The 24,822-nt window shown below is 69.9% G+C and carries 24 protein-coding genes; 11 read left to right on the top strand and 13 right to left on the bottom strand.

The features are described from left to right. Positions 1-282 precede the first annotated feature (282 nt). Positions 283-1,005: a vancomycin high temperature exclusion protein gene (locus ACIQCZ_RS09490; protein WP_402280993.1), complete on the top strand. Its 723-nt coding sequence runs from the start codon at positions 283-285 to the stop codon at positions 1,003-1,005. A gap of 91 nt (positions 1,006-1,096) precedes the next feature. On the opposite strand, the gene cutA is transcribed toward ACIQCZ_RS09490, so the two are convergent. Both cutA and ACIQCZ_RS09480 read right to left on the bottom strand, forming a co-directional pair. Next, positions 1,097-1,435: a divalent-cation tolerance protein CutA gene (cutA, locus tag ACIQCZ_RS09485; protein ID WP_402280991.1), complete on the bottom strand. Its 339-nt coding sequence runs from the start codon at positions 1,433-1,435 to the stop codon at positions 1,097-1,099. An 87-nt stretch (positions 1,436-1,522) separates the two neighbouring features. Beyond that, on the bottom strand, positions 1,523-2,146 hold the full coding sequence (locus tag ACIQCZ_RS09480; RefSeq protein WP_402280989.1) for an NADPH-dependent FMN reductase: 624 nt from the start codon (positions 2,144-2,146) through the stop codon (positions 1,523-1,525). A gap of 88 nt (positions 2,147-2,234) precedes the next feature. On the opposite strand from ACIQCZ_RS09480, the gene ACIQCZ_RS09475 reads away from it, so the two are divergent. The 3 genes from ACIQCZ_RS09475 (at position 2,235) to ACIQCZ_RS09465 (ending at position 4,907) form a co-directional block, all read left to right on the top strand. Continuing rightward, complete coding sequence (locus ACIQCZ_RS09475) at positions 2,235-3,035, top strand: aminotransferase class IV family protein (RefSeq protein ID WP_402280988.1); 801 nt, start codon at positions 2,235-2,237, stop codon at positions 3,033-3,035. A 438-nt stretch (positions 3,036-3,473) separates the two neighbouring features. Next, positions 3,474-4,166, top strand: a complete 693-nt coding sequence (locus ACIQCZ_RS09470) for a hypothetical protein (protein ID WP_402280986.1) — start codon at positions 3,474-3,476, stop codon at positions 4,164-4,166. Positions 4,167-4,283: 117 nt separating this feature from the next. Continuing rightward, positions 4,284-4,907 (top strand): class F sortase, encoded by a 624-nt coding sequence (locus ACIQCZ_RS09465; RefSeq protein ID WP_402280984.1) that lies wholly within the window; start codon positions 4,284-4,286, stop codon positions 4,905-4,907. Positions 4,908-4,931: 24 nt separating this feature from the next. Here ACIQCZ_RS09465 and ACIQCZ_RS09460 read toward each other — a convergent pair whose 3' ends face one another. Then, complete coding sequence (locus ACIQCZ_RS09460; protein WP_402280982.1) at positions 4,932-5,720, bottom strand: sulfite exporter TauE/SafE family protein; 789 nt, start codon at positions 5,718-5,720, stop codon at positions 4,932-4,934. A 178-nt stretch (positions 5,721-5,898) separates the two neighbouring features. Here ACIQCZ_RS09460 and ACIQCZ_RS09455 point away from each other — a divergent pair, with 178 nt between their 5' ends. After that, positions 5,899-6,828, top strand: coding sequence for an oxidoreductase (locus tag ACIQCZ_RS09455; protein ID WP_402280980.1), 930 nt, complete (start codon positions 5,899-5,901; stop codon positions 6,826-6,828). A gap of 40 nt (positions 6,829-6,868) precedes the next feature. On the opposite strand, the gene ACIQCZ_RS09450 is transcribed toward ACIQCZ_RS09455, so the two are convergent. From ACIQCZ_RS09450 to dusB, 4 genes are all read right to left on the bottom strand, one after another. Continuing rightward, positions 6,869-7,282 (bottom strand): VOC family protein, encoded by a 414-nt coding sequence (locus ACIQCZ_RS09450; protein ID WP_402280978.1) that lies wholly within the window; start codon positions 7,280-7,282, stop codon positions 6,869-6,871. A gap of 102 nt (positions 7,283-7,384) precedes the next feature. Further along, the gene (locus tag ACIQCZ_RS09445; protein WP_402280976.1) at positions 7,385-8,359 is read right to left on the bottom strand and encodes an ArsR/SmtB family transcription factor; all 975 of its coding nucleotides are present in this window, start codon (positions 8,357-8,359) and stop codon (positions 7,385-7,387) included. A gap of 522 nt (positions 8,360-8,881) precedes the next feature. After that, a complete protein-coding gene (ppdK, locus tag ACIQCZ_RS09440; protein ID WP_402280974.1) occupies positions 8,882-11,629 on the bottom strand; it encodes a pyruvate, phosphate dikinase in 2,748 nt (915 codons plus the stop codon). Positions 11,630-12,312: 683 nt separating this feature from the next. Next, positions 12,313-13,461, bottom strand: a complete 1,149-nt coding sequence (dusB, locus tag ACIQCZ_RS09435; protein ID WP_376210831.1) for a tRNA dihydrouridine synthase DusB — start codon at positions 13,459-13,461, stop codon at positions 12,313-12,315. A 70-nt stretch (positions 13,462-13,531) separates the two neighbouring features. Between dusB and ACIQCZ_RS09430 the strand changes: the two genes are divergently transcribed. Next, positions 13,532-15,016, top strand: coding sequence for an MFS transporter (locus ACIQCZ_RS09430; protein WP_402280972.1), 1,485 nt, complete (start codon positions 13,532-13,534; stop codon positions 15,014-15,016). Here the strand turns inward: ACIQCZ_RS09430 and ACIQCZ_RS09425 are convergent. Then, positions 14,989-15,903 (bottom strand): helix-turn-helix transcriptional regulator, encoded by a 915-nt coding sequence (locus ACIQCZ_RS09425; RefSeq protein ID WP_402280971.1) that lies wholly within the window; start codon positions 15,901-15,903, stop codon positions 14,989-14,991. The genes ACIQCZ_RS09430 and ACIQCZ_RS09425 overlap by 28 nt on opposite strands. A gap of 101 nt (positions 15,904-16,004) precedes the next feature. Here ACIQCZ_RS09425 and ACIQCZ_RS09420 point away from each other — a divergent pair, with 101 nt between their 5' ends. Continuing rightward, entirely contained in the window at positions 16,005-17,474 is a 1,470-nt protein-coding gene (locus ACIQCZ_RS09420; protein ID WP_402280969.1) for an MFS transporter, read from the top strand. A 90-nt stretch (positions 17,475-17,564) separates the two neighbouring features. On the opposite strand, the gene ACIQCZ_RS09415 is transcribed toward ACIQCZ_RS09420, so the two are convergent. The 3 genes from ACIQCZ_RS09415 to ACIQCZ_RS09405 all read right to left on the bottom strand — a co-directional run bounded on the left by ACIQCZ_RS09415 (position 17,565) and on the right by ACIQCZ_RS09405 (position 19,780). Next, positions 17,565-17,813: a DUF6243 family protein gene (locus ACIQCZ_RS09415; RefSeq protein ID WP_402280968.1), complete on the bottom strand. Its 249-nt coding sequence runs from the start codon at positions 17,811-17,813 to the stop codon at positions 17,565-17,567. A gap of 267 nt (positions 17,814-18,080) precedes the next feature. Beyond that, complete coding sequence (locus tag ACIQCZ_RS09410) at positions 18,081-18,284, bottom strand: hypothetical protein (RefSeq protein WP_402280967.1); 204 nt, start codon at positions 18,282-18,284, stop codon at positions 18,081-18,083. A gap of 113 nt (positions 18,285-18,397) precedes the next feature. After that, a complete protein-coding gene (locus tag ACIQCZ_RS09405) occupies positions 18,398-19,780 on the bottom strand; it encodes a glycine--tRNA ligase (protein WP_361440332.1) in 1,383 nt (460 codons plus the stop codon). 209 nt (positions 19,781-19,989) lie between these two features. Between ACIQCZ_RS09405 and ACIQCZ_RS09400 the strand changes: the two genes are divergently transcribed. The 4 genes from ACIQCZ_RS09400 (at position 19,990) to ACIQCZ_RS09385 (ending at position 23,157) form a co-directional block, all read left to right on the top strand. After that, a complete protein-coding gene (locus ACIQCZ_RS09400) occupies positions 19,990-20,943 on the top strand; it encodes a metal ABC transporter substrate-binding protein (RefSeq protein WP_402280965.1) in 954 nt (317 codons plus the stop codon). Between the two features lie 38 nt (positions 20,944-20,981). Next, the gene (locus tag ACIQCZ_RS09395; RefSeq protein WP_402280963.1) at positions 20,982-21,761 is read left to right on the top strand and encodes a metal ABC transporter ATP-binding protein; all 780 of its coding nucleotides are present in this window, start codon (positions 20,982-20,984) and stop codon (positions 21,759-21,761) included. A 2-nt stretch (positions 21,762-21,763) separates the two neighbouring features. Continuing rightward, on the top strand, positions 21,764-22,657 hold the full coding sequence (locus ACIQCZ_RS09390; RefSeq protein ID WP_402280961.1) for a metal ABC transporter permease: 894 nt from the start codon (positions 21,764-21,766) through the stop codon (positions 22,655-22,657). A 65-nt stretch (positions 22,658-22,722) separates the two neighbouring features. Further along, positions 22,723-23,157, top strand: coding sequence for a Fur family transcriptional regulator (locus tag ACIQCZ_RS09385; protein WP_266361624.1), 435 nt, complete (start codon positions 22,723-22,725; stop codon positions 23,155-23,157). A 37-nt stretch (positions 23,158-23,194) separates the two neighbouring features. Here the strand turns inward: ACIQCZ_RS09385 and ACIQCZ_RS09380 are convergent, their stop codons facing one another. Both ACIQCZ_RS09380 and recO read right to left on the bottom strand, forming a co-directional pair. Further along, the gene (locus ACIQCZ_RS09380) at positions 23,195-24,016 is read right to left on the bottom strand and encodes an isoprenyl transferase (protein WP_402280960.1); all 822 of its coding nucleotides are present in this window, start codon (positions 24,014-24,016) and stop codon (positions 23,195-23,197) included. A 35-nt stretch (positions 24,017-24,051) separates the two neighbouring features. Then, positions 24,052-24,798, bottom strand: a complete 747-nt coding sequence (gene recO, locus ACIQCZ_RS09375; protein WP_351079130.1) for a DNA repair protein RecO — start codon at positions 24,796-24,798, stop codon at positions 24,052-24,054. Positions 24,799-24,822: the final 24 nt, after the last annotated feature.

Below are 24,822 nucleotides of genomic sequence, written 5' to 3'. Positions count from 1 at the left end.
GACCGACCGGCGAATGGAGGGCGGCGTCGCGGGGGCCGGCACGCACATCCGCGGCGTTGTCGTCAGTCACCGACGCTCCTTCCCCAAGCTCTCAGCTGCGTTCGAGCAGGGGAGACCCCATCCGACTCCCTCCTCCGCCTTGCAGCCGCACGCACCGGACCCCGCTCCTTCTCCCACCCTCCATCCGCCGGTCGGTCCAAATGAAACCGGGAGATGGAGAACCCTTTCTCCTCTTCGGTCGTCCGATCATGTGGGACGACACGTCACGAGCAGGGGGCACCCATGGAGGAGAAGCAGCCGGGACGGGCGGCGCGGCTCGAACGGCTCGGGCGGCTCCGGCCGCGGTGGCCGCGGACGCGGCGCGGGCAGCGGCGCCTCGTGCAGGGGGTGATGGTCGCCTGTGTGGCGGCGCTGACGCCTGCGACCTGGTTGCACTCCGTCGCCGACGCCCGGGTCAGGACGACCGCGGACGCGCCCGCGCAGCAGGTCGCCGTGGTGTTCGGAGCCGGGCTCTGGCAGGGCAAGCCGTCGCCGTATCTGGCGAACCGGCTGCGCACCGCCGCCGAGCTGTACCGGGACGGAAAGGTGAAGGTCGTGCTCGTGACCGGTGACAACAGCCGGAAGGAGTACGACGAGCCCGACGCCATGCGTACGTATCTGAAGGCGCACGGCGTGCCGGACAAGCGCATCGTGAGCGACTTCGCCGGGTTCGACACCTGGGACTCGTGCGTCCGCGCCAAGAAGATCTTCGGGGTCGACCGCGCCGTACTGGTGAGCCAGGGGTTCCACATCCGGCGCGCGATCGCGCTGTGCCGGAGCGCCGGGATCGACGCGTACGGCGTCGGCGTCGACGCCGTACACGATGCGACCTGGTACTACGGCGGAACACGGGAGATGTTCGCGGCGGGGAAGGCGGTGCTGGAATCCACGTTCAAGCGCGACCCGCACTTCCTGGGCCCGAAGGAGCCCGGCATCGCCGAGGCCCTGGCCGCGGACGAGCGGTAGGGGACGGCCCGGCCCGACCGTCCGCTCCAGCTGGTGTGGCCGGAAGGGTTCACCGGCTCACGACGCCCGGCAGACCTTTCCGGCCACAGCACTAGACAGGGGCGTCCGGGGCGGTCTCGGAGGAGACCCAGTCCAGGTAGCGGGCGCTCCCCCGTACCACCGGGACCGCGACGACCTCCGGTGTCCCGTAGTCGTGCGCCGCCAGGAGATGGGCCTCCAGTTCGTCGTACCGCTCCGCCGTCGTCTTGAGCAGCAGCTGCCACTCCTCGGTGGTCTCGATGGCGTTCTGCCAGCGGTAGACCGAGGTGACGGGCGCGGAGATCTGTACACAGGCGGCGAGCCGGGCCTCCACCGCGCCCTGCGCCAGCGCATGGGCCTTCTCCTCGCTGTCCGTCGTGGTCAGTACGGTCAGCCATGCCGGCGTCGTCACCTTCGGGCTCCTCCCTGTCGGTCACGGGTGTCCTCGCACCCCTCGTCGATTGTCGGGGGCACAGCGGCGCGGCGCAGTGTCCGGCGGTCAGACGCCGTACGGACGGACGGCCTTGGCGTCACGCAGCGCGCGTCCCCACCAGTCGAGCTGGTCGAGCAGCGTCCTGGCCGCCGCATCGCAGCCCGAGGGGTCCTTGGGCCTGCCCTCCTCGTCGAACAGGGCGCCCGCGTTGTGGAACGAAACGGTTTCGCGGATGCCGACGCCGTGCAGTTCCGCGAAGACCTGCCTCAGGTGCTCGACCGCGCGCAGACCGCCGGAGACTCCGCCGTACGAGACGAAGGCCACGGGCTTGGCCTGCCACTCGGCGTGGTGCCAGTCGATGAGGTTCTTCAGCGGGGCCGGGTACGAGTGGTTGTACTCGGGGGTGATGACGACGTAGGCGTCGGCCGCCGCCAACCTGGAGGACACGGCGGCCAGTCGCGCCCGCGCATCGGCGTCGGGCCGGTGGGAGAGGGCGATCGGGAGGTCGAGCTCCGCGACGTCGATCAGGTCGGTCTCGATGCCGGGCCGACGGATGGCGTGCGAGAGGAACCAGTCGGAGACGACCGGGGCGAACCGCCCTTCACGATTGCTGGCGAGAATGACCGCGACCTTCAGGGGCGCGATGGAGGCGGTGAAAGCCGCAGATGAGGGTGCTGTGGTGAGGTCCATGCGGAGAGGCTCGTATGTCAACCATGGTTGAGGTCAAGCCGCGCCCATCGACGTCCGCCGTCGCGCCCCGCGGCATACCGTGGACCGCATGACGACTCCCTCTCCCGCACCCTTCCCGTACGCGGAGTTCAACGGGCACCCGGCCACCGAGGCGGATCTGCGGATTCCCGCCTTCCTCAACTACGGCCATTTCACGGCCATGCAGGTCAGGGACGGAAGGGTGCGCGGCCTCGCCCTGCATCTGGCCCGGCTGGACTCCGCCAACCGGGAGCTGTTCGAGCGCGCCCTGGACGGGGAGCGCGTGCGCGAGCTGATCCGGCACGCACTGGACGGTGCGGGGGTACGGGACGCCTCGACCCGGGTGTACGGCTACCTGCCGCCGGGCGACGCGGAGACCACCGTCATGGTCACGGTGCGCGGGCCGGCCCGGAAGTCCGCCGAACCGCACGATCTGATGTCCGTTCCCTACGCCCGGACCGTGCCGCACATCAAGCGTCCCGGCGAGTTCGGCCAGACGTACTACGCGACGCTCGCCGCCCGAGCCGGTTTCGACGAGGCCCTGCTGACCGCGCCGGACGGTGCGGTGACGGAGGGGGCGATCACCAACATCGGTTTCTGGGACGGCACCTCGGTCGTCTGGCCGGACGCTCCCTGCCTGCGCGGCATCACCATGGCGCTGCTGGAACAGGAGCTGCCGGGTGCGGGGCTGGAGTCCGTGCGTCGCCGGGTGACACTGGACGGGATCGGCGCGTTCCGGTCGGCGTTCCTCATCAACTCGCAGGGCATCGCGCCGGTCCGGCGGATCGACGACATCGCGCTCACGGTGGACGAGGAGCTGATGAAGCGGATCGGGCAGGCCTACGACGGCACGCCGTGGGACACGATCTGACACCTGACGGCTCACACATCCGCCCGCCGTGGGCCGGTCCGCAGCCGCGCCGGCCCGGGACGCGGCGCCCCGGACTCCCGGTGCGGAACGCCCTCACCGGACCCAGGGGGGGTGGGTCCGGTGAGGGCGGTGGCCGGGAGCGGCCCGGTGCACCGTCCCGTGGGGGGTGTCAGACGTGTGCCCGACACTCGCAAGGTCATGCGTGTGATGTGCGCCACTTTCCTCCCGGAGGGCGTCACCCGATCGGCACCGGTCGGTAAAGGACCGGTCATCCACACTTCGATCACCGCTGTGACCTGCACACATACCACTTGGCAAGGATGCCGCGCCGGGCCGTTCGGGTGAAAGCTGACTTGGTGTCAACAGGCGTGGAGGGCGGGCCGCCCGTTAGCTCGGAGTCAGGACACACCTACTCGCGCAGTTGCCGGAGGAACCCCCATGCGTGCTGCTCGCCCAGTGACCGGTATCGCCGCTTCCGCGGTCACCATAGCCACGCTCGGCCTCTTCTTCTCCGCAGGGCCGCCCGCGTACGCCGCCGATACCGGCACTCTGCGGATCGGCTCGGCGGGCGCGCCGCGGGCCGACAGCGACCGGGAGGGGCACGGCCGCGACGGGGACGGAGCGAACAACTCGTCCGGATCCGGGTTCAACTCCCCCTTCGGCCTCAACGTCCCCTCGCTCCTCGACTCCGCCGGCGGGCTCAACGCCTTCTCCGGGCTCAGGACCCCCTCCAGGGAGGGCTCGAACGAGCGTGGGAGCGGGGATCGCAACCAGTCCGAGGACGGGGGCTCGGGCCGGCACGACAGTTCGTCGGGACGCAACAACTCGTCGTCGGGACACGACAGTTCGTCCGGGCGCAACGACTCGTCGTCCGGACGGGACAACTCCGGGCGCGACAACACCGGGCGCGACAGCGCGGGACGGAATTCCTCCGGCCGCGACAACTCGTCCGGACAGGGCGATTCGTCCGTGCCCAACGCCCCCAGCGGGCGCGTCAGAACAGGTGTCGGCGGCAGTGTCCGGCCCGACACCTCCCAGATCACGGCGGGCGCCGGCGTACTCGCCGCGACCGTCGTCGGCGGAGCCTGGCTCCTGCGTCGCCGGGCGAGCGGCACGCAGGAAGCCGGCTGACGGAGACGGATTCACGTCTCCGTACCGCCTGGAATCCGTCCCGGTGGCCGCGCGGCCACCGGGACGGGACCGTTCCCGCACCCGTACCGTTTCCGACCCGTCACCCGGAGGACGACCGTGTCCCAGAAGGCCGAGAGCTGGCTGCTGGTCATCGCGGCCCTGGCCGGTGTCTGGCTGATCCGCCACGGCGCCGACGCCCAGGTGATCCCGCCCCAGCCGACCTCCGCGCAGGCCTTCGCCGGCGGCCCGGGGCCGCAGCCGGGGTCCCCGGTCGCCGAACCGCTGGGGCCGTCGACGCCCGTGCGCCTGCGCATCCCGAGCATCCGGGTGGACGCCCCGATGATGCGGCTGGGGCTCGGTGGCGACGGCAGTCTCGACGTACCGCCGGCCGGAAACCGCAATGTCGTCGGCTGGTACGGGGACGGCACTCCGCCCGGCTCCAAGGGCAGCGCCATCGTCGCCGGTCATGTCGACAACGCGCAGGGGCGATCGGTCTTCTACGACCTGGGCGCCCTGCAGAAGGGCAGCAAGGTCGAGGTGGTCCGCCAGGACGGGCGTACCGCCGTCTTCTCGCTCGACGCGATCGAGGTCTACCAGAGCCGTAACTTCCCCGACAAGCGCGTGTACGGGGCCTCGCCCTACGCCTCGCTGCGACTGATCACCTGCGGCGGCGGATTCTCGAAGACGACGGGTTACGAGGGCAATGTGGTGGCGTACGCGCACCTCACCGAGGTGCGGTGACCCCTGCCTTCCGGGGCCGGTCGCTCATGCCGTCCACTGGTCGAAGGCCAGCTTCGCGACCAGCGAGAACACCACGACCAGCAGGACCCCGCGGACGAACCCGCTGCCCCTGCTGAGCGCCATCCGCGCCCCGATCAGTGCGCCGGCCAGGTTGAACGCCGCCATCAGCGCGGCCAGTTGCCAGAACACACTGCCCTGGTAGGCGAACATCGCCAGCGCCCCGCCATTGGTGCACACGTTGACGATCTTGGCGGTGGCGGAGGCCGTCACCAGGTCGAGATGGAGCACCGCGGTCAGCGCGAGCACCAGAAACGTGCCGGTACCGGGGCCGAACAGCCCGTCGTAAAGGCCGATGCCGCCGCCGACCAGCACGATCGCGGTCACGGTACGGGCCCGGGTGACCTCGCGCCGGACCCCCTCGTCCGTCGCCGTGCCGAACGAGGGCCTCAGCATCACGAACGCCGCGACCGCCAGCAGCACCACCATGATCACGGGGCGCAGCACCGCGCTGCTGATCCCGGCCGCGAAGAACGCGCCGGTCATCGATCCGGCCAGCGCCGCGAGCCCGATCCGCAGGGCCGTCCCGACCTGCACCGGCGCCTTGCGCACGTACGTCACGGCGGCGCCCGACGTACCGACGATCGCGACCGCCTTGTTCGTGCCGAGGACGTGCGCGGCCGGGACGTGCGGCAGGCCCAGCAGCAGAGCGGGCAGCAGGAGCAGTCCGCCGCCGCCGACCACCGCGTCGATCCAGCCCGCCGCGGCTGCGGCGAGGCAGAGGACAACCAGTGTGGTGAGTGCTATGTCGGGCATGATCGCGACCCTAAGGACGAGGTAGGTGCCCCGTCCAACCGCTTTGGCCGGATCGCGGGAAAGTTGAGCCAACTCTGAGGTTGCCGGGCCTCCGGACCCCCTGTGGCCGCCACAGGGCCCGCGTTCGGGATCCGACCGGCCCGTTCCCCCCGCGCACCCCGGTCGTACGCTGGGGTCCATGAGCCAGGGCTGGAACGCGAGCGACATCCCCGACCAGAGCGGCCGTACCGCCGTGGTCACCGGAGCCAACAGCGGGATCGGGCTGATCACGGCACGGGAGCTGGCCCGGTGCGGCGCGCGGGTGCTGCTCGCCTGCCGTGACGAGACGCGCGGCAAGGAGGCCGAGTCCCGGATCCGGACGGCCGTGACCGGCGCGGACGTGGAGTTCGTACCGCTCGATCTGGCCGATCTGGATTCCGTACGCGAGTTCGCCGCGGTCCGCGCGCCCGGCCGGATCGATCTGCTGATCAACAACGCGGGCGTGATGGCGCTGCCGTACGGGAGGACGGCCGACGGCTTCGAGAGGCAGTTCGGCGTCAACCATCTCGGGCACTTCGCCCTCACCGGGCTGCTGCTGCCGAAGCTCCTCGACACCCCGGGGGCGCGTGTGGTGAGCGTCTCCAGCGGGATGCACGCCCTGTCCAACATCGACATCGGAGACCTCAACAGCGAGCGGAACTACCGCCGCTGGATCGCCTACGGCCGCTCGAAGACCGCCAATCTGCTCTTCGTCCACGAGCTGGCACGGCGGCTTTCGGCGGCTGGTTCCGGGCTGGTGGCCGCTGCGGCGCACCCCGGGTACGCGGCGACCAATCTGCAGACGGCGGGCGCCCGGATGGAGAGCCGCAAGACGGCGGAACAGGTGTTCGAGCTCGGCAACCGGATCATCGCCCAGCCCGCGTCGTCCGGAGCGCTGCCCACCCTCTACGCGGCCACCGCGCCCGGAGTGCGCCCCGACTCGTTCACCGGGCCGAGGCTGCTGGGCTGGCGCGGTGCCCCCGCCCCGTCGTGGCGAGCGGGCTGGACGCTCGACGATGTGGCGAGCGAGCGGCTCTGGGTGGCGTCCGAGCAGCTCACGGGAGTGACATATCCGGGCCTCGGGTCCTGAGACCCGGCCACTCTCCGACCGAAGGTCGCCCGACAGGCTCTCAGGCCTGCTGTCCCTCGACGGCTGCGGGGTCCATCCACATGACCTCCCAGATGTGGTGGTCCGGGTCCTGGAAGGAACGGCCGTACATGTGACCGAAGTCGATCGCCTCGTTGGCGGGCGATCCTCCGGAGGCCAGGGCGGTGTCGACCAACTCGTCCACCTTCTCGCGGCTCTCCGCGCTCAGCGCGAGGATCACCTCGGTGGACTTCGAGGAGTCGGCGACCTCCTTCTTGGTGAACTCCTTGAAGCGGGGTTCGGTGAGGAGCATGGCGAAGATGGTGTCGCTGATGACGAGACATGCGGTGTTCTCGTCGCTGAACTGCGGGTTGCACGAGAAGCCGAGCCTGCCGAAGAAGGCCTTGGTCGTCTCGAGGTTCTTGACCGGCAGGTTCACGAAGATCATCTGAGGCATGGCCGTTCCGTTCTCTCTGGTGTTCGAACGATTGACGACAGGTTGACGACGGGGCGGCACGGAACTCATCGATGCCGGCGAAGAAATTTTCCGCCCCCGGATTCAGGACATGGCGAGCGGCGCGCCGCCCCGGAGCAGCGATCCGCCCAGCGGGGTCAGCGTATGCAGGACCGAGCTGCCGTGCCGCAGCGTGTGGATCAGGCCGGCCTCGCGCAGCACGCAGGCGTGCTGGCTCGCCGAGGCGAGGGAGACTCCGGCGCGGCGGGCGAGTTCGCTGGTCGTGCAGCCGTTGCCGATGGCGCTCAGGACCGTGGAGCGGGTATGGCCGAGGAGCCGGCCGAGCCACGGCCCCGGTTCCGCGAAGACCGGGGCGCGCGAGTGGGTGACCGGGTAGACCAGGACCGGTGGGAGCCGCGGGTCGCGGAGGACGACCGGAGTGACCCGGCAGAAGAAGGACGGCTGGAGCAGCAGCCCCCGGCCGTCGAGGTGGAGCTCGCGATCCACGGGGTAGTCGGCCTCCAGCACGGGGGCCCGCCAGCGGATCGTGGGCGGGAGGGAGGCGAGCAGTTCCTCCGCCCCGCCGTCCAGGAGTGCGCGACCGCGCAGGGCACGGTCGGCCTCGATGCTGGCCTGGATGTGCGGCCAGTACGGTTCGATCGCGGCACGGTGGTAGCTGCGCAGGGCGCCGATGAGCCGGTCGAGCGACCCGACGCGCCGGTGGGGGACGCGGCCCGCCTCACGCCGTTCGGCACTCAGGAGGGCGAGTTCGGCGCGGATCCGCCGGGTCGGGGTGTCGCGCAGCGCCTCCATTCCGGCGTCGAGGCCGTACGGCTCGGCGGTTTCCTGAGAAGGCGTCAGAAAGTCCGGGAAATAGCCGCGCGGTGGAATCACGGCGGCCAACGGATGTACTTCACCGTCCAACCGGGGCCGGGTTTCCTTACGCCATTCCCCGAACACCTTGGAACCGCGCCGGTCCCTCAGCCGATGGAAACTCAGAATGGTTTCCCACAGCGCATCCGGCCGGGTGGCCATCCGCACCTTGGAAAGGTCCACCCCGGACATGTGGATACGCAGCACCGAACCCCCACCTGTTGCACCTGCAATTACCCCCACCCCAGGGTATGCGACCCATAACAGCACGTCACCACGGGGTTTCGGCCAGAGGTGAAACGTCTCGCCCACGGGTGCCATCACCCGAAAAGCTGTAGGACGTCGGGTGCGAATCCGGCGCCACCGGAAGAGCGAGTGAAGGCCGTGGGGGGTTTTGCTCGTTCGGCGGCGGTCGGCGACGGTGCGGCTCCGTGCCCGGCGGGGGTAAGCCGGGTGCGGTCCATGGATGGGGATCCATGGACCGCACCCCGGTCCGATACCGGCCCATGTCTTTGCGTATTGAACGAACATTGCGTATTGAACTGCACGGGAGGGCGAAGAAAAGACACAACGCCGAGCAACGCTTTTCCCCAGAACAAAACGAGACGGCGGCACCCCGCACAGGGTGCCGCCGTCTTCGAGGGTTCCGGGGCCGCCGTCGGCTCGGCGAGGGTACGAGTGAGCCTTCGGCGGCCCCGGGGCCTTGGGGGACAGCCTTCGGACGCCGGGTCAGCGGCTGTCGCTGCCCGTCGAGTCCGCCGCCGCCCGGCCCGCCTCCAGGCGGGCGACGGGGATGCGGAACGGGGAGCAGGACACGTAGTCCAGGCCCACCTCGTGGAAGAAGTGCACCGACTCCGGGTCACCGCCGTGCTCGCCGCAGACGCCGAGCTTCAGGTCCGGGCGGGTGGCCCGGCCGGCCGCGACGGCGCTGCGGACCAGTGAGCCGACGCCGTCCTTGTCGATCGTCTCGAACGGCGACACCCCGAAGATGCCCTTCTCCAGGTACGCGGTGAAGAACGAGGCCTCCACGTCGTCACGGGAGAAGCCCCACACCGTCTGCGTCAGGTCGTTGGTGCCGAACGAGAAGAACTGTGCGGCCTCGGCGATCTGACCGGCGGTCAGCGCGGCACGCGGCAGCTCGATCATGGTGCCGATGGTCAGCTTCAGCCGGGTGCCGGTGGCGGCCTCGACCTGGGCGATGACCTGGTCGGCCTCCTCGCGGACGATCTCCAGCTCCTGGACCGTGCCGACGAGCGGAATCATGATCTCGGCGCGCGGGTCGCCCTTGGCGTTCTTGCGCTCGGCCGCGGCCTCGGCGATCGCCCGGACCTGCATGGCGAACAGGCCGGGAATGACGAGACCGAGACGGACGCCGCGCAGACCGAGCATCGGGTTCTGCTCGTGCAGCTTGTGGACGGCCTGGAGCAGTCGCAGGTCGTTCTCGTTGGCGTCCTTACGGGACTCGGCGAGTGCGACACGTACCGAGAGCTCGGTGATGTCGGGCAGGAACTCGTGCAGCGGCGGGTCGAGCAGCCGTACCGTGACGGGCAGTCCGTCCATCGCCTCGAACAGCTCGATGAAGTCGGCCTTCTGGAGCGGCAGCAGCTCCTCCAGCGCAGCCTCGCGCTCGGCGTCGGTGTCCGCGAGGATCAGCTTCTCGACCATCTCGCGGCGCTCACCGAGGAACATGTGCTCGGTACGGCACAGGCCGATGCCCTGGGCGCCGAAGCGGCGGGCCCGCAGCGCGTCCTCGGCGTTGTCGGCGTTGGCCCGCACCCGCAGCCGGCGCACCCGGTCCGCGTACGCCATGATCCGGTGCACGGCGGCGACCAGCTCGTCGGCGTCGTCGGCGCCCGCGTGCATCCGGCCCTCGAAGTACTCGACGACCGGGGACGGCACGACGGGGACCTCACCGAGGTACACCTTGCCGGTGGAGCCGTCGATGGAGACGACGTCGCCCTCCTCGATGACCCGGCCGCCCACCGTCATCCGGCGGCGCTTGGTGTCGACCTCCAGGTCCTCGGCGCCGCAGACACAGGTCTTGCCCATGCCGCGGGCGACGACGGCGGCATGCGAGGTCTTGCCGCCGCGCGAGGTCAGGATGCCCTCGGCCGCGATCATGCCGTCGAGGTCGTCGGGGTTGGTCTCGCGGCGGATGAGAATGACCTTCTCGCCGGAGCGGGACCACTTCACCGCGGTGTACGAGTCGAAGACGGCCTTGCCGACCGCGGCGCCCGGCGAGGCGGCGATGCCCCGGCCCAGCAGCTCGGTGGCGGCTTCGTCGTCGAAGCGCGGGAACATCAGCTGCGCCAGCTGCGCCCCGTTGACCCGCTGGAGCGCCTCGGCCTCGTCGATCAGCCCCTGGTCGACGAGCTGGGTGGCGATCCGGAAGGCGGCACCGGCGGTGCGCTTGCCGACCCGGGTCTGGAGCATCCAGAGCCGGCCGCGCTCGATGGTGAACTCGATGTCGCACAGGTCCTTGTAGTGCGTTTCGAGGGTCTCCATGATCTGCATCAGCTGGTCGTACGACTTCTTGTCGATCGACTCCAGCTCGGCGAGCGGCACGGTGTTGCGGATACCGGCGACGACGTCCTCGCCCTGCGCGTTCTGCAGGTAGTCGCCGTAGACGCCCTGGTGGCCGCTGGCCGGGTCACGGGTGAACGCGACACCCGTACCGGAGTCCGGGCCGAGGTTGCCGAAGACCATCGAGCAGATGTTGACGGCCGTGCCGAGGTCGCCGGGGATGCGCTCCTGGCGGCGGTAGAGCTTGGCCCGGTCGGTGTTCCACGAGTCGAAGACGGCCTTTATGGCCAGGTCCATCTGCTCGCGCGGGTCCTGCGGGAAGTCCCGTCCGGCGTCCCGCGAGACGATCTTCTTGAACTGCTTGACCAGCTTCTTCAGGTCGGCCGCGTCGAGGTCCACGTCGACCGTGACGCCCTTGGCCTCCTTCGCCGCCTCCAGCGCCTCCTCGAAGCGGTCGCCGTCGACGCCGAGGACGGTCTTGCCGAACATCTGGATGAGACGCCGGTAGGAGTCCCAGGCGAACCGCTCGTCACCGGCCTGGGCGGTGAGACCGGCCACGGACTCGTCGGAGAGGCCGATGTTGAGAACCGTGTCCATCATGCCGGGCATCGAGAATTTCGCGCCGGAGCGGACCGAGACCAGCAGCGGATCGTCCGCCTGGCCGAGCTTCTTGCCCATTCGGGCCTCAAGGGCTTCGAGATGCGCACTGACCTCGGCTCGCAGCTCCGTCGGCTCCTCACCACTGCCGAGGTAGACCTTGCACGCCTCGGTGGTGATGGTGAAGCCCGGAGGGACGGGGAGTCCGAGATTGGTCATCTCGGCGAGGTTGGCACCCTTCCCGCCGAGCAGGTCCTTCAGGTCCTTGTTGCCCTCGGTGAAGTCGTAGACGAACTTCTGGCCCTGCGGGTCCCGGGAATCCGGGGTGGATACGTGGGAATCTTTGTTTTCCGACACGGGTCTCGACTCCTCGAGGACGCGGTGGCTGCCCTGACGGCGAGGAACATACCCAGATCGAAGGTGCCCCGGTACGTCCACTTGCGCGTCATGCGGCCTCAACCACCCGTCCGCCAGCAGATCGAAAGTGACGGGACCTGTCCCTCGATCGAGGGACTGCATTCACTTCCTGAATGAATGAGCACTCAGCGCAACGGGAAATCCCCGCATTGACCACACAGCGCAAGGGTGGCATCGATCGATCAAAGTGGAGCCGCTTGGCACCGAGTGCCACCATTTGAGAAGTGCAGCTCCCAAATTCGCGCTCATCTGAGCAACCCGACTCTCAGGGTGGCGAGAATCACTCTACGATCGACGCTCAAATGTCACCATCCGGACGCCTGTGCGGCGACCACCTGTCACCGAGTGATCATCACGAAGCAGCTCAGCGTGAGTGAATCCGACGCACCGCGCGCGATGCGGACCCATTCGACTCGCCGCTTGGCTCGATACCGCTGAATCCGGCCGAATATTCCGCTCAGATGAGCGGCGCAAGGAGGGAGGCACGCGGTGCCTCTGGCGCCACGTGCCCCCTCAAGGGACGTGAGGGGCGTGAGGGGCGGTGAGGAGCCCGGAAAACCCGAAGGGCCCGGACAGGCCCAAGGACCTGACCGGGCCCCGGTCGGGCCCTTGGCGACACCTCGTCAGCCGCCCGAGGTGTCCAGCTCCGCGTCCGCGCTCACTCCCGCGCAGTCGTACGGGTCCTTCAGCCAGCCGTCCGGCAGCACGACCCGGTTGTTGCCCGAGGTGCGCCCGCGCGGCCCGTCCGCGCCGTCCGGCCACGGCTGATCCAGGTCCAGCTCCCGCAGCTGTCCGCCCAGCTCGTCCAGCGACGAGGTGATCGCCAGCTTCTTGCGCATCTCGGAGCCGACCGAGAAGCCCTTGAGGTACCAGGCGACATGCTTGCGGAAGTCGATCACGCCGCGGGTCTCGTCGCCGATCCACTCCCCCAGCAGCGTCGCGTGCCGCAGCATGACGTCGGCGACCTCGCGGAGAGCCGGCGCCCGCCGCGTCCGCGTACCCTCGAACGCGCTCACGAGGTCGCCGAAGAGCCAGGGGCGGCCCAGGCAGCCGCGCCCCACGACCACTCCGTCGCAGCCGGTCTCGCGCATCATCCGACGGGCGTCGTCCGCGCTCCAGATGTCGCCGTTGCCGAGGACGGGGATCTCCGGGACGTGCTCCTTGAGCCGGGCGATGGCGTCCCAGTCGGCGGTGCCGCCGTAGTGCTGCGCGGCCGTCCTGCCGTGCAGGGCGACGGCCGTGACGCCCTCCTCCACGGCGATCCGGCCCGCGTCGAGGTAGGTGGTGTGGTCGTCGTCGATGCCCTTGCGCATCTTGATGGTGACCGGCAGTCCGCCCGCGTTGGAGACCGCCTGGTTGAGGATCGCGCGCAGCAGGGGCCGCTTGTACGGGAGCGCCGAGCCGCCGCCCTTGCGCGTCACCTTGGGGACCGGGCAGCCGAAGTTCAGGTCGATGTGGTCGGCGAGGTTCTCGTCGACGATCATGCGGACGGCCTTGCCGACAGTGACCGGGTCCACGCCGTACAGCTGGATCGAGCGCGGGGTCTCGCTCGCGTCGAAGTGGATGAGCTGCATGGTCTTCTCGTTGCGCTCGACCAACGCGCGCGTGGTGATCATCTCGCTGACGAACAGCCCCTTGCCTCCGGAGAACTCCCGGCACAGGGTGCGGAACGGGGCGTTGGTGATGCCGGCCATGGGCGCGAGCACCACCGGCGGCTGCACCGTGTGCGGGCCGATCCGGAGCAGCGGGGGCGAGGGGGCGAGCGTGGTCATTGCTCCATTGTCGCGTACGACGCGGAGCGGTTCGCCGGCAGAGTTCGTTAGTTAACCGTACTATCCATGTATGCCCGAGCTGAGCCCCCACCGACGGCAGCTGGTACTGGCGATCTGCTGTATGAGCCTGCTGATCGTCAGTCTCGACAACACCGTCCTCAATGTCGCCCTGCCGTCCATGCAGAAGGAACTGCACGCCACCGTGGCGGGCATGCAGTGGACGATCGACGCCTACACCCTCGTCCTCGCGTCGCTGCTGATGCTCGCGGGCTCCACCGCCGACCGGATCGGGCGCCGGAAGATCTTCAAGATCGGGCTCGTCCTCTTCACCCTCGGCTCGGTCCTCTGCTCCCTGGCGCCGAACCTCGAGTCGCTGGTGGCGTTCCGGATGGTGCAGGCGGTGGGCGGCTCGATGCTGAATCCCGTCGCGATGTCGATCATCACCAACACCTTCACCGACCCGCGCGAGCGGGCCCGCGCCATCGGGGTGTGGGGCGGTGTCGTCGGCATCTCCATGGCGGCGGGCCCGGTGATCGGCGGCCTGCTGGTGGATTCGGTCGGCTGGCGGTCGATCTTCTGGATCAATCTGCCGGTCGGTCTCGTCGCGCTGCTGCTCACCTGGCGCTACGTCCCCGAGTCGCGCGCCCCGAAGCCGCGCCGCCCCGACCCCGTGGGGCAGCTGCTGGTGATCGCGCTGCTCGGTTCGCTGACGTACGCGATCATCGAGGCGCCCTCGGCGGGCTGGGCCTCGCCGCGCATCCTGACGTTCGCCGCGCTCGCCGCCCTCGCGGTCGTCGGGCTCCTGCTGTACGAGCCCAGGCGCGCCGAGCCCCTGATCGATCTGCGGTTCTTCCACAGCGCCCCGTTCAGCGGGGCCACCGCCATAGCGGTCTGCGCGTTCGCCGCGCTGAGCGGGTTCCTGTTCCTCAACACGCTGTATCTGCAGAACGTGCGCGGTCTGAGCGCGCTGCACGCCGGTCTGTACATGCTCCCGATGGCGGCCCTGACCTTTGTCTGCGCACCCCTGTCCGGGCGGCTGGTCGGCAGCCGGGGACCACGGCTTTCGCTGCTCGTCGCGGGAGTGACCATGACGGCGTGCGGGCTGCTGTTCGCCGCGTTCGACGCGGAGACGGACGACGTCCTGCTGTTCACCGGCTATGTGCTGTTCGGCCTGGGCTTCGGCATGGTGAACGCCCCGATCACCAATACGGCCGTCTCCGGGATGCCCCGCTCGCAGGCCGGTGTGGCGGCGGCGGTCGCCTCGACCAGTCGGCAGGTCGGCGGAACGCTCGGGGTCGCCGTGATCGGTGCGGTGCTGGCGGCCGGCGTGGCCGGTACCGGGTCCCCGCGGAGCGCCGCGTACGCGGCGGCGTTCGTGGACGCGAGCAAGCCCGCCTGGTGGGTCCTCACGGGGTGCGGGGTGTGCGTCCTGCTGGTGGGGGCGCTGACCAGTGGGCACTGGGCCCGGGAGACGGCACGTCGGACGGCCGAGCGGCTGGCGGCGCCGACGGATGCCCCGGTCGGCGATCAGGCATCGGCGAACTCCAGGGCCTGAAGGCGCCGCAGCCGCTGCGCGGTCTCGTCGTCGGCGGGGGTGTACGTCACCATGCGGGGCCCGGACGAGGGACCGAGCCACAGGTCGGTGTGGTCGAGGCGGAGCAGTCCGACATGGGCGTTGCGGAAGATTTTGGTCCGCCCGCCGGAACCCACCACCTCGTGCCGCGCCCAGAGCTCGCGGAACTCCGGTGAGACCGCCTCCAGCCGGCCGAGGAGCGCCTTCCACGCGGGCTCGGCCAGATGTCCGGCCATCGACCTGCGGAACTTCGCGGCCATGACCCGGTTCATCTCGGGGAGATCGACGACGGCGGCGCGCCACTGCGGGTTGGTGTAGGAGAGGATCATGCAGTTGCGGTCGTCGGGGTCGACGGCGTCCAGGTCGCAGAGCAGCCGCCCGTAGGTCCGGTTGTACGCGAGGATGTCGTACCGGCTGTTCTGGATGCAGGCCGGAATGGGGTCGAGCTGCCGCAGCATCTCGCGCAGCGCCGGGGTGATGCTCGGGCAGTCCGCGCCGGGCGACGGGTCGACGGCCCCGGCGAGCGAGAAGAGATGGCCGCGCTCGGTGCGGTCGAGCAGCAGGGCGCGGGCGAGTGCGTCGAGGACCTGGGGCGAGACCTGGATGTCGCGGGCCTGCTCCAGCCAGGTGTACCAGGTGACGCCGACCGCGGAGAGCTGGGCGACCTCCTCACGCCGCAGGCCGGGGGTACGCCGCCGCGGACCGCGGGGCAGACCGACCTGCTCGGGGGTGATCCGCTCACGGCGGCTGCGCAGGAAGTCCGCGAGTTCATGCCGCCGGACGTCGGGCTCGGAGGGCTCGGGCCTCCGGGGAGCCGGTGCCCCGGACACCACGCGTACGTCGGGCGACTCGCTCACCATGGTCGTCATACCTCCAGCGTGCCGAACGGCCCGGCGCTCTGCCAGGTGCTGCTTGTACCAGGATAAGGAGACTCTGGTACCAGGCTGGGATGACGGCGATTCTCGATGGCGTGAGTGAATCAACTGTAAGGACGGAAGTATCCGCCACCACCGCCCGAGTGGTGCGGCACGACCACCCCACTCCGGTGCTCGGCGCACTCGGACTGTTCACCGTGCTGCTCGGCGCGGCACTGCCGCTGATCGACTTCTTCATCGTGAATGTCGCCCTGCCGACGATCGACCACGATCTGAACGCGGGCCCCGCGCTGCTCGAACTGGTCGTCGCGGGCTACGGGCTGGCCTATGCCGTGCTGCTCGTACTCGGCGGTCGGCTCGGCGACACGGCCGGGCGGCGCCGGCTCTTCCTGCTGGGGATCGCGGCCTTCGGCATCACCTCGCTCGCCTGTGGGCTCGCCCCGGACGCCTGGGCGCTCGTCGGGGCGCGGGTGGCGCAGGGTGCGGCGGCGGCGCTGATGCTGCCGCAGGTGCTCGCCACCATTCAGGCGGCCACGTCCGGGCACCGGCGGGCGAGGGCGTTGAGCCTGTACGGGGCGACGGCCGGGCTCTCCATGGTCGCGGGCCAGATCCTCGGCGGTGTGCTCGTCGCCGTCGCCCCGCTGTCGTCGGTGTTCGGCGAGAGCGCGGGCTGGCGTTCGGTGTTCCTGGTGAACGTTCCGGTGGCGGCGGTGGGGCTGGTGCTGGCCGCTCGCGCCGTGCCGGAGACCCGTTCCGACAGGCCCGCGCCGATCGACGTACCAGGCACACTGCTGCTGACCGTGTCGCTGCTGACGCTGCTGGCTCCGCTGACGGAGGGGCGCGCCGCGGGCTGGCCGGTGTGGACCTGGGTCTCGCTGGCCCTGTTCCCGTTCGCCGCGTACGCCTTCTACCGGGTCGAGCGGCGGGCCGACCGGCTCGGGCGGACCCCGCTGGTGCCGCCGAGTCTGCTGCGGCTGGAGTCGCTGCGGCGCGGGCTGGCGCTGGTGGTGCCGTTCTCGATCGGCTTCGGCGGCTTCATGTTCGTGATCGCGGTGGCGCTGCAGCAGGGGCTGAGGCTCGGCCCGGCGGCCGCGGGTCTGTCGATGGCCCCGATGGCGATGGCCTTCTTCGTGGCGTCCCTGGCGGGCCCACGACTGATCCTGCGGTACGGCAGCCGGGTCGTGACGGCGGGCGGGGTGATCCAGGCGGTGGGCGTACTGGTGCTCGCGTTCACCGTGTGGCAGCGGTGGTCGGGCCTCGGCGTGCTGGGGCTGATGCCGGGGGTCGCGATCGCGGGGTTCGGACAGGGGCTGCAACTGCCCGTCCTGTTCCGCATCGTGCTCTCCGACGTACCGGCCGCGCGAGCCGGTGTGGGCGGCGGGGTGATGACGACCACTCAGCAGGCCGCGCTGGCCCTGGGTGTGGCCACGCTCGGCACGCTGTTCCTCTCCCTGGCCCCGGGCTCCGGGATGCGGGACGCGCTGGCCGTGACGCTGCTGGTGCAGCTGGCCGCGGTGGTCCTGACGACGCTGCTGAGCCTGCGGCTGCCGCGCAGAGTGGCGTGAGCACGCGGGACGGCGGGGCGCGGGCACGGGCGGGGGCCCGGATCACTTCTGGTGATCCGGGCCCCCGGTCGTACGGATGATGAAGAGGTGTCAGCTCTGTGCCGGGGTGTCCTGCTCGGACGCGCTCGGCTGCGCGGAGCCGTCCGACGACGCCCCGGTCCGGGCGGAGGCCGGCTCCGACTGCGCGCGCTCCCGCATCTTGCGCAGCAGCTCCTGCTTCTGGTCGGCAGCGGTCCTGCGGTCGGCATTGCGCGCAGGGCCCACACCCTGCTGATCGGCGCGGGACAGCTTCTTGCGCTGTCCGCCCACACCGAGGAGGTTGTTGCGGCTCTTGGCCACGGTGTTCTCCCATTCGTGGTGAGAAGTGAGGTCTGAAGCGACCTGGAATCGATCCGATGGGCGGCGGGTGGTCGGGCCCGCCGCGCGCTCACTCGTAGATCTGGAAGAACGAATACATGCCGGAACCGTACCCCGGCCGGGCCGGACCGGGCACCTGATTTTCCGCACGCTCCGGCAGGGTCCCGCCACCACGGCCGAGTTCAGCGGCGCGCCGGCCCCCTGCGCGCGACGGCCCGCGCGCGGCAGCGCCGGGCGCGGGCGGCCCGCTCAGGCGGTCGGGTCGACCGTCGCGCGATGGGCCTCGGCGAGATGTTCCCCGGCCTTGAGCCAGGGCAGGAACTGCACCTCCTGGCGCCAGCCGCAGGTGTCGCAGCTCAGCCGCCGCTGCATCCCCGACTTCGTCACGTGGACGACGTGTTCACGGCCGTGCTGATCCCATCTGCTGACCTTGCTCGTGGTCATGGACGGCATCGGAGCCTCCTGTGGACGCGTGGGCGCGCGGGCGCGACGCTCGGCGTGGACAGTGTGCAACGAAGCCCCCGGTTCCGTACGGGGAACCGGGGGCTTCGTCGAACCGTGGCGCGTCAGCAGCCCAGCAGCCGGGCGCCGAGGTAGGCCTGGATCTGGTCCAGGGAGACGCGCTCCTGCTTCATGGTGTCGCGCTCGCGCACGGTGACCGCGTTGTCGTCGAGCGTGTCGAAGTCGACGGTGACGCAGAACGGCGTACCGATCTCGTCCTGACGGCGGTAGCGGCGGCCGATGGCGCCCGCGTCGTCGAACTCGATGTTCCAGTTCTTGCGCAGGTCGGTGGCGAGACCCTTGGCCTTCGGCGACAGCTGCGGGTTGCGGGACAGCGGCAGGACGGCGACCTTGACCGGCGCGAGGCGCGGGTCGAGACGCATCACGGTGCGCTTCTCCATGACGCCCTTGGCGTTGGGCGCCTCGTCCTCGATGTACGCGTCGAGGAGGAAGGCGAGCATCGCGCGGCCGACACCGGCCGCCGGCTCGATGACGTAGGGGGTCCAGCGCTCGCCGGCCTCCTGGTCGAAGAAGGACAGATCCGTGCCCGAGGCCTTGGAGTGCGCCTTGAGGTCGTAGTCCGTGCGGTTGGCGACACCCTCCAGCTCGCCCCACTCACTGCCGCCGAAGCGGAAGCGGTACTCGATGTCCGCGGTGCGCTTGGAGTAGTGGGAGAGCTTCTCCTTCGGGTGCTCGTACCAGCGCATGTTCTCCTCGCGCATGCCCAGGTCCGTGTACCAGTTCCAGCGCTGGTCCATCCAGTACTGCTGCCACTCCTCGTCCTCGCCCGGCTTGACGAAGAACTCCATCTCCATCTGCTCGAACTCGCGGGTGCGGAAGATGAAGTTGCCCGGAGTGATCTCGTTCCGGAAGGACTTGCCCATCTGGGCGATGCCGAACGGCGGCTTCTTGCGCGAGGTCTGCTGCACCTGGCCGAAGTTGGTGAAGATGCCCTGCGCGGTCTCGGGACGCAGATAGGCGACCGAGCCGGAGTCCTGGGTCGGGCCGAGGTGGGTGGAGAGCAGACCCGAGAACTGCTTGGGCTCGGTGAAGGTGCCCTTGTTGCCGCAGTTGGGGCAGTTGAGCTCGGCCAGGCCGTTCACGGGCGCGTGGCCGTGCTTCTCCTCGTACGCCTCCTCCAGGTGGTCGGCGCGGAAGCGCTTGTGGCAGGAGGTGCACTCGGTCAGCGGGTCGGTGAACGTGGCGACGTGGCCGGAGGCCACCCACACCTCGGGGGCCAGGATGACCGACGAGTCGAGACCGACCACGTCCTCGCGCGAGGTGACCATGTAGCGCCACCACTGGCGCTTGAGGTTCTCCTTCATCTCCACGCCCAGCGGCCCGTAGTCCCAGGCGGCGCGCTGACCACCGTAGATCTCACTGCAGGGATAGACGAAGCCACGGCGCTTGCTCAGGCTGACGATGGAGTCGATCTTGTCGGCGGCCACGGTGCTCTCTTCATTACGACGACGAAACTGGACAGGGGTGGCGCGAAGCGCCTCGTGGGGGGGGTGGTGCTCGGGAGACGGGCGGGCGAATGCTTCAGATTACCGGCGGGCACGCCCCTTCGATCAAATCGGTATCGGCGCGGACGGCCGAGCGGTCCTCTCATCAGGCTTGTTGACAATCGTTTCCACTTTTGTTGAAAATGACTGTCATGAACGTAAGCCGCCTCATACCCACCGCCGCCGTCGCCGGAGCAGTCGTCCTCGGCCTCACGGCGCTCACCGCCTGCTCCGGCTCGAATGCCGCCGATCACAAGAACGGCGACAAGCTGAACGTGGTGGCCTCGTTCTATCCGATGCAGTTCCTGGCCGAGCAGATCGGCGGGAAGCACGTCTCCGTGACCACGCTGACCAAGCCGGGAGTCGAGCCGCACGATCTGGAGCTCACCCCGCGGCAGATCGGCGGACTCGCCGACGCCGACTACGTCCTCTACCTCAAGGGCATCCAGCCCGCCGTCGACGACGCGATCAAGCAGTCCGGCGCGAAGGACGTCGTCGACGCCTCGAAGCTCACCGCGCTGGAGGACCACGGCACCGAGACCGGAGCCGACGAACACGGTCATGAGCACCACGGCGACGAGGCCGGAGCCGACCCCCACATCTGGCTCGACCCCGTGAAGTACGCCGAGGTCGCCAAGGGCGTCGGGAAGTCGCTGGAGAAGACCGACCCGGACCACGCCGCGGACTACCGCAAGAACACGGACGCGCTGGTCACCAGGCTCGACGGCCTGAACACCGCGTACGCGAACGGGCTGAGGAACACCGCGACCAAGACCTTCATCACCACCCACTCCGCCTTCGGATACCTCGCCGAACGCTACGGCCTGACCCAGGAGGGCATCGCCGGCGTCGACCCCGAGGCCGAGCCCAGCCCCGCCCGGATCGACGAGATCCACACCATCGCGAAGAAGAACAAGGTCAGCACCGTATTCTTCGAGACGCTCGCCAGCGACAAGACCGCGAAGACCCTCGCCGAGGACACCGGACTGAGGACCGACGTCCTGGACCCGCTGGAGGGAATCACGGACAAGTCCAAGGGCGCTGACTACATCGAGGTCATGCAGTCCAACCTCGCCGCCCTGCAGAAGGCGCTCGGCGCGAAGTGATCCACGCAACACCGGCCACAGCAGTATCGGAGGCGCTCATGCCCGAGTCAGGGAGCACGACCGAGCCCGTCATAGCCCTGCGGGGCGCCACGGCCGCACTCGGCGCGCGTGTGGTGCTGCGCGGCATCGACCTGACCGTCCACCGCGGCGAGGTCGTCGCCCTGCTCGGCGCCAACGGCTCGGGCAAGTCGACCGCCGTGCGCTCCGTCATCGGCCAGGTGCCGCTCTCCGGCGGTTCCGTCGAGCTGTTCGGCACCCCGCTGCGCCGCTTCCGCACCTGGTCGCGTGTCGGTTACGTCCCCCAGCGCACCACGGCGGCCGGCGGTGTCCCCGCCACGATCCGTGAGGTCGTCTCCTCCGGGCGGCTGTCCCGTACGAAGCTGGGGCTGCTGCGCAAGGCCGACCGGGCCGCCGTCGACCGGGCCATCGAGCTCGTCGGCCTCGCCGACCGGGCCAAGGACTCGGTGGACGCGCTCTCCGGCGGACAGCACCAGAGGGTGCTGATCGCGCGGGCGCTGGCCGCCGAACCGGAGCTGCTGATCATGGACGAGCCGATGGCCGGCGTCGATCTGGCCAGCCAGGAGATCCTCGCGGCGACGCTCCGGGAACAGGTCGCGGCCGGCACCACGGTGCTGCTCGTCCTGCACGAGCTCGGCCCGCTGGAGCCGCTCATCGACCGCGCGATCGTGCTGCGCGACGGCTGTGTGATGCACGACGGGCCGCCCCCGAAGGCGCTGGGCCAGCACGCCCTGCCCGGACACGACCATGTACACCCCCACGCGGCCTCCGAGCCCGTCCGGACCGGACTGCTGAGCTGATCATGGAATTCCTCGACCCTCCGTTCATGCAGCGGGCCCTGCTCGCCGCCGTACTGGTCGGCGTCATCGCCCCCGCCGTCGGCGTCTACCTCGTCCAGCGCCGCCAGGCCCTGATGGGAGACGGCATCGGTCATATCGCGATGACCGGTGTCGGCCTCGGCTTCCTGCTCTCCACCAGCCCGGTGTGGATGGCCACGGCCGTCGCCGTCGTCGGCGCCGTCGCGATGGAGCTGATCCGCTGGTACGGGCGCACCCGCGGCGACATCGCGCTGGCCATGCTGTTCTACGGCGGCATGGCGGGCGGTGTCCTGCTGATCAACCTCTCCGACACCGGCTCCAACGCCAACCTCACCTCGTACCTCTTCGGCTCCCTGTCCACGGTCTCCACCGAGGACGTCACCGCGATCTGCCTGCTGGCCGCCTTCGTGCTGCTGGTGACGCTGGGGCTGCGCAGGCAGCTCTTCGCCGTCAGTCAGGACGAGGAGTTCGCCCGGGTCACCGGCCTGCCGGTGCGCGCGCTGAACCTGCTGGTCGCCGTGACGGCGGCGGTGACCGTCACCGTGGCGATGCGGGTCGTCGGGCTGCTGCTGGTCAGCGCGCTGATGGTGGTGCCGGTCGCGGCGGCGCAGCAGATCTCCAGGTCCTTCAAGGTGACGTTCGTGCTGTCGGTCGTCATCGGTACGGCGGTGACCCTGGCGGGCACCGTGACCTCGTACTACCAGGACGTCCCGCCCGGCGCGACGATCGTGCTGCTGGCCATCGTGGCCTTCGTCGGCCTGACCCTGCTCGCGACCCCGCTGGCCAGAAGACGCGCCCGGCAGAGCGAAGCGGCGTCCGGGGAGTGCACTCTTGAGGTGACGGCCTCCCGTTCGGCCACGGACGAACTCCGGGTTTGACCGTGACGCCCGGACGGGCTGGCACAATGGCCCGACACAGGTACGGGCGACACGAGGAGGCTGCTGTGGCGACGGCGCCGATCAGTGGAACGAACGCGGCCCCGGTACGCGGCCGGTCGACCCGGCAGCGGGCGGCGGTGGCGGCGGCGCTCGACGAGGTGGACGAGTTCCGCAGCGCCCAGGAGCTGCACGACGTGCTCAAGCACCGCGGTGACTCGGTCGGGCTGACCACCGTCTACCGCACCCTTCAGTCCCTCGCCGACGCGGGCGAGGTCGATGTGCTGCGCACCACGGACGGCGAGTCCGTGTACCGGCGCTGCTCGACCGGGGATCACCACCACCACCTGGTGTGCCGGATGTGCGGCAAGGCCGTGGAGGTCGAGGGGCCCGCGGTGGAGCAGTGGGCGGAGACGATCGCCGCACAGCACGGGTATGTGAACGTGGCGCACACGGTGGAGATCTTCGGAACGTGCGCGGAGTGTGCGAGCGCGAAGGGCTGACGACGGTCCGGGGGCGGTGCCCCCGGACCCCCCTTCCTCAGCCCTTCGGCTCCTGGACCACTTCCTCCGCGCCGCCGAACCGCCGGTCCCGCTGGGCGTACTCCAGGCAGGCCCGCCACAGGTCGCGGCGGTCGAAGTCCGGCCAGAGCACGTCCTGGAAGACCATCTCGGCGTAGGCGCTCTGCCAGATCAGGTAGTTGGACGTGCGCTGCTCACCGCTGGGGCGGACGAAGAGGTCGACGTCCGGCATGTCCGGGTAGTAGATGTACTTCGCGAACGTCTTCTCATTGACCTTCGACGGGTCCAGCTTCCCGGCCGCGACGTCCTTCGCGAGGCGCTGTGCGGCGTCGGCGATCTCGGCCCGGCCGCCGTAGTTGACGCAGAAGTACAGCGTCATCCGGTCGTTGTCCTTCGTCTGCTCCTGGGCGACCTGGAGCTCCTGGACGACGGACTTCCACAGCTTGGGCATGCGCCCCACCCAGCGGATACGGATGCCCAGTTCGTCCATCTCGTCACGGCGACGGCGGATGACGTCCCGGTTGAAGTTCATCAGGAACTTCACTTCCTCCGGGGACCGCTTCCAGTTCTCGGTGGAGAACGCGTACAGCGAGAGGTTCTTGACCCCCATCTCGATGCAGCCCTTGAGGACGTCCATGACGACGCCCTCGCCGACCTTGTGGCCCTCGGTGCGCGGGAGGCCGCGTTCCTTGGCCCAGCGGCCGTTGCCGTCCATCACGACGGCGATGTGCTTGGGCACCAGCTCGCCGGGGATCTTCGGGGGCGTGGCTCCGGAGGGGTGCGGCTCCGGGGTCTTGTAGTCGCGCCGGTTACGGCCGCCGAGCATCCCGCGTACTGCCATGAACTGTCTCGCTCCCTCTGCCTGATCTGCCTGTGTCACTTCTCTACGTACCGCAGTGAGCGCAGTCCGCGCTCCAGATGCCAGTGCAGGTAGGCGGACACCAGTCCGCTCCCCTCCCTGGCATGACGCGCCTCGCACGCGTCCGCTGTCTCCCAGTCGCCGGTGAGCAGCGCGCTCAACAGGGCGACGGCCTCAGCCGAGGGTACGACGCTGCCGGGTACCCGGCAGTCGCCGCATATGACGCCGCCCGCCGCGACGGAGAAGAAACGGTTCGGTCCGGGCATTCCGCACTTCGCGCAGTCCTCGAAGCTGGGTGCGTAGCCGTTGACGGCGAGCGACCGCAGCAGGAAGGCGTCGAGAATGAGATGCGGCTCGTGCTCGCCGCGGGCGAGGGTCCGCAGCCCCCCGACGAGCAGCAGGTACTGCTGGACCGCGGGCTCGCCCTCGTGGTCGGTGAACCGCTCGGCGGTCTCCAGCATCGCGGTGCCCGCGGTGTAGCGGGCGTAGTCGGTGACGATGCCGCCGCCGTACGGGGCGATCGTCTCGCTCTGGGTGCAGAGCGGCAGGCCGCGACCGATGAGTTCGCTGCCCCGGGCGAAGAACTGCACGTCCACGTGGGAGAAGGGTTCCAGCCGTGCCCCGAACTTGGACTTCGTGCGCCGCACACCGCGGGCGACGGCCCGCACCCGGCCGTGGCCGCGGGTCAGGATCGTGATGATCCGGTCGGCCTCGCCCAGCTTCTGCGTGCGCAGCACCACGCCGTCGTCCCGGAACAAGCTCATGTGTCCATTGTCCGGTACCAGGAC

Origin of the sequence: Streptomyces sp. NPDC093149 (genome assembly GCF_044754145.1) — a bacterium.
In the GTDB taxonomy this organism is placed as follows: Bacteria; Actinomycetota; Actinomycetes; order Streptomycetales; family Streptomycetaceae; genus Streptomyces.
The sequence above is the reverse complement of the archived record's forward strand: the minus strand, read 5'-3'. Positions and strand labels throughout refer to the sequence as shown.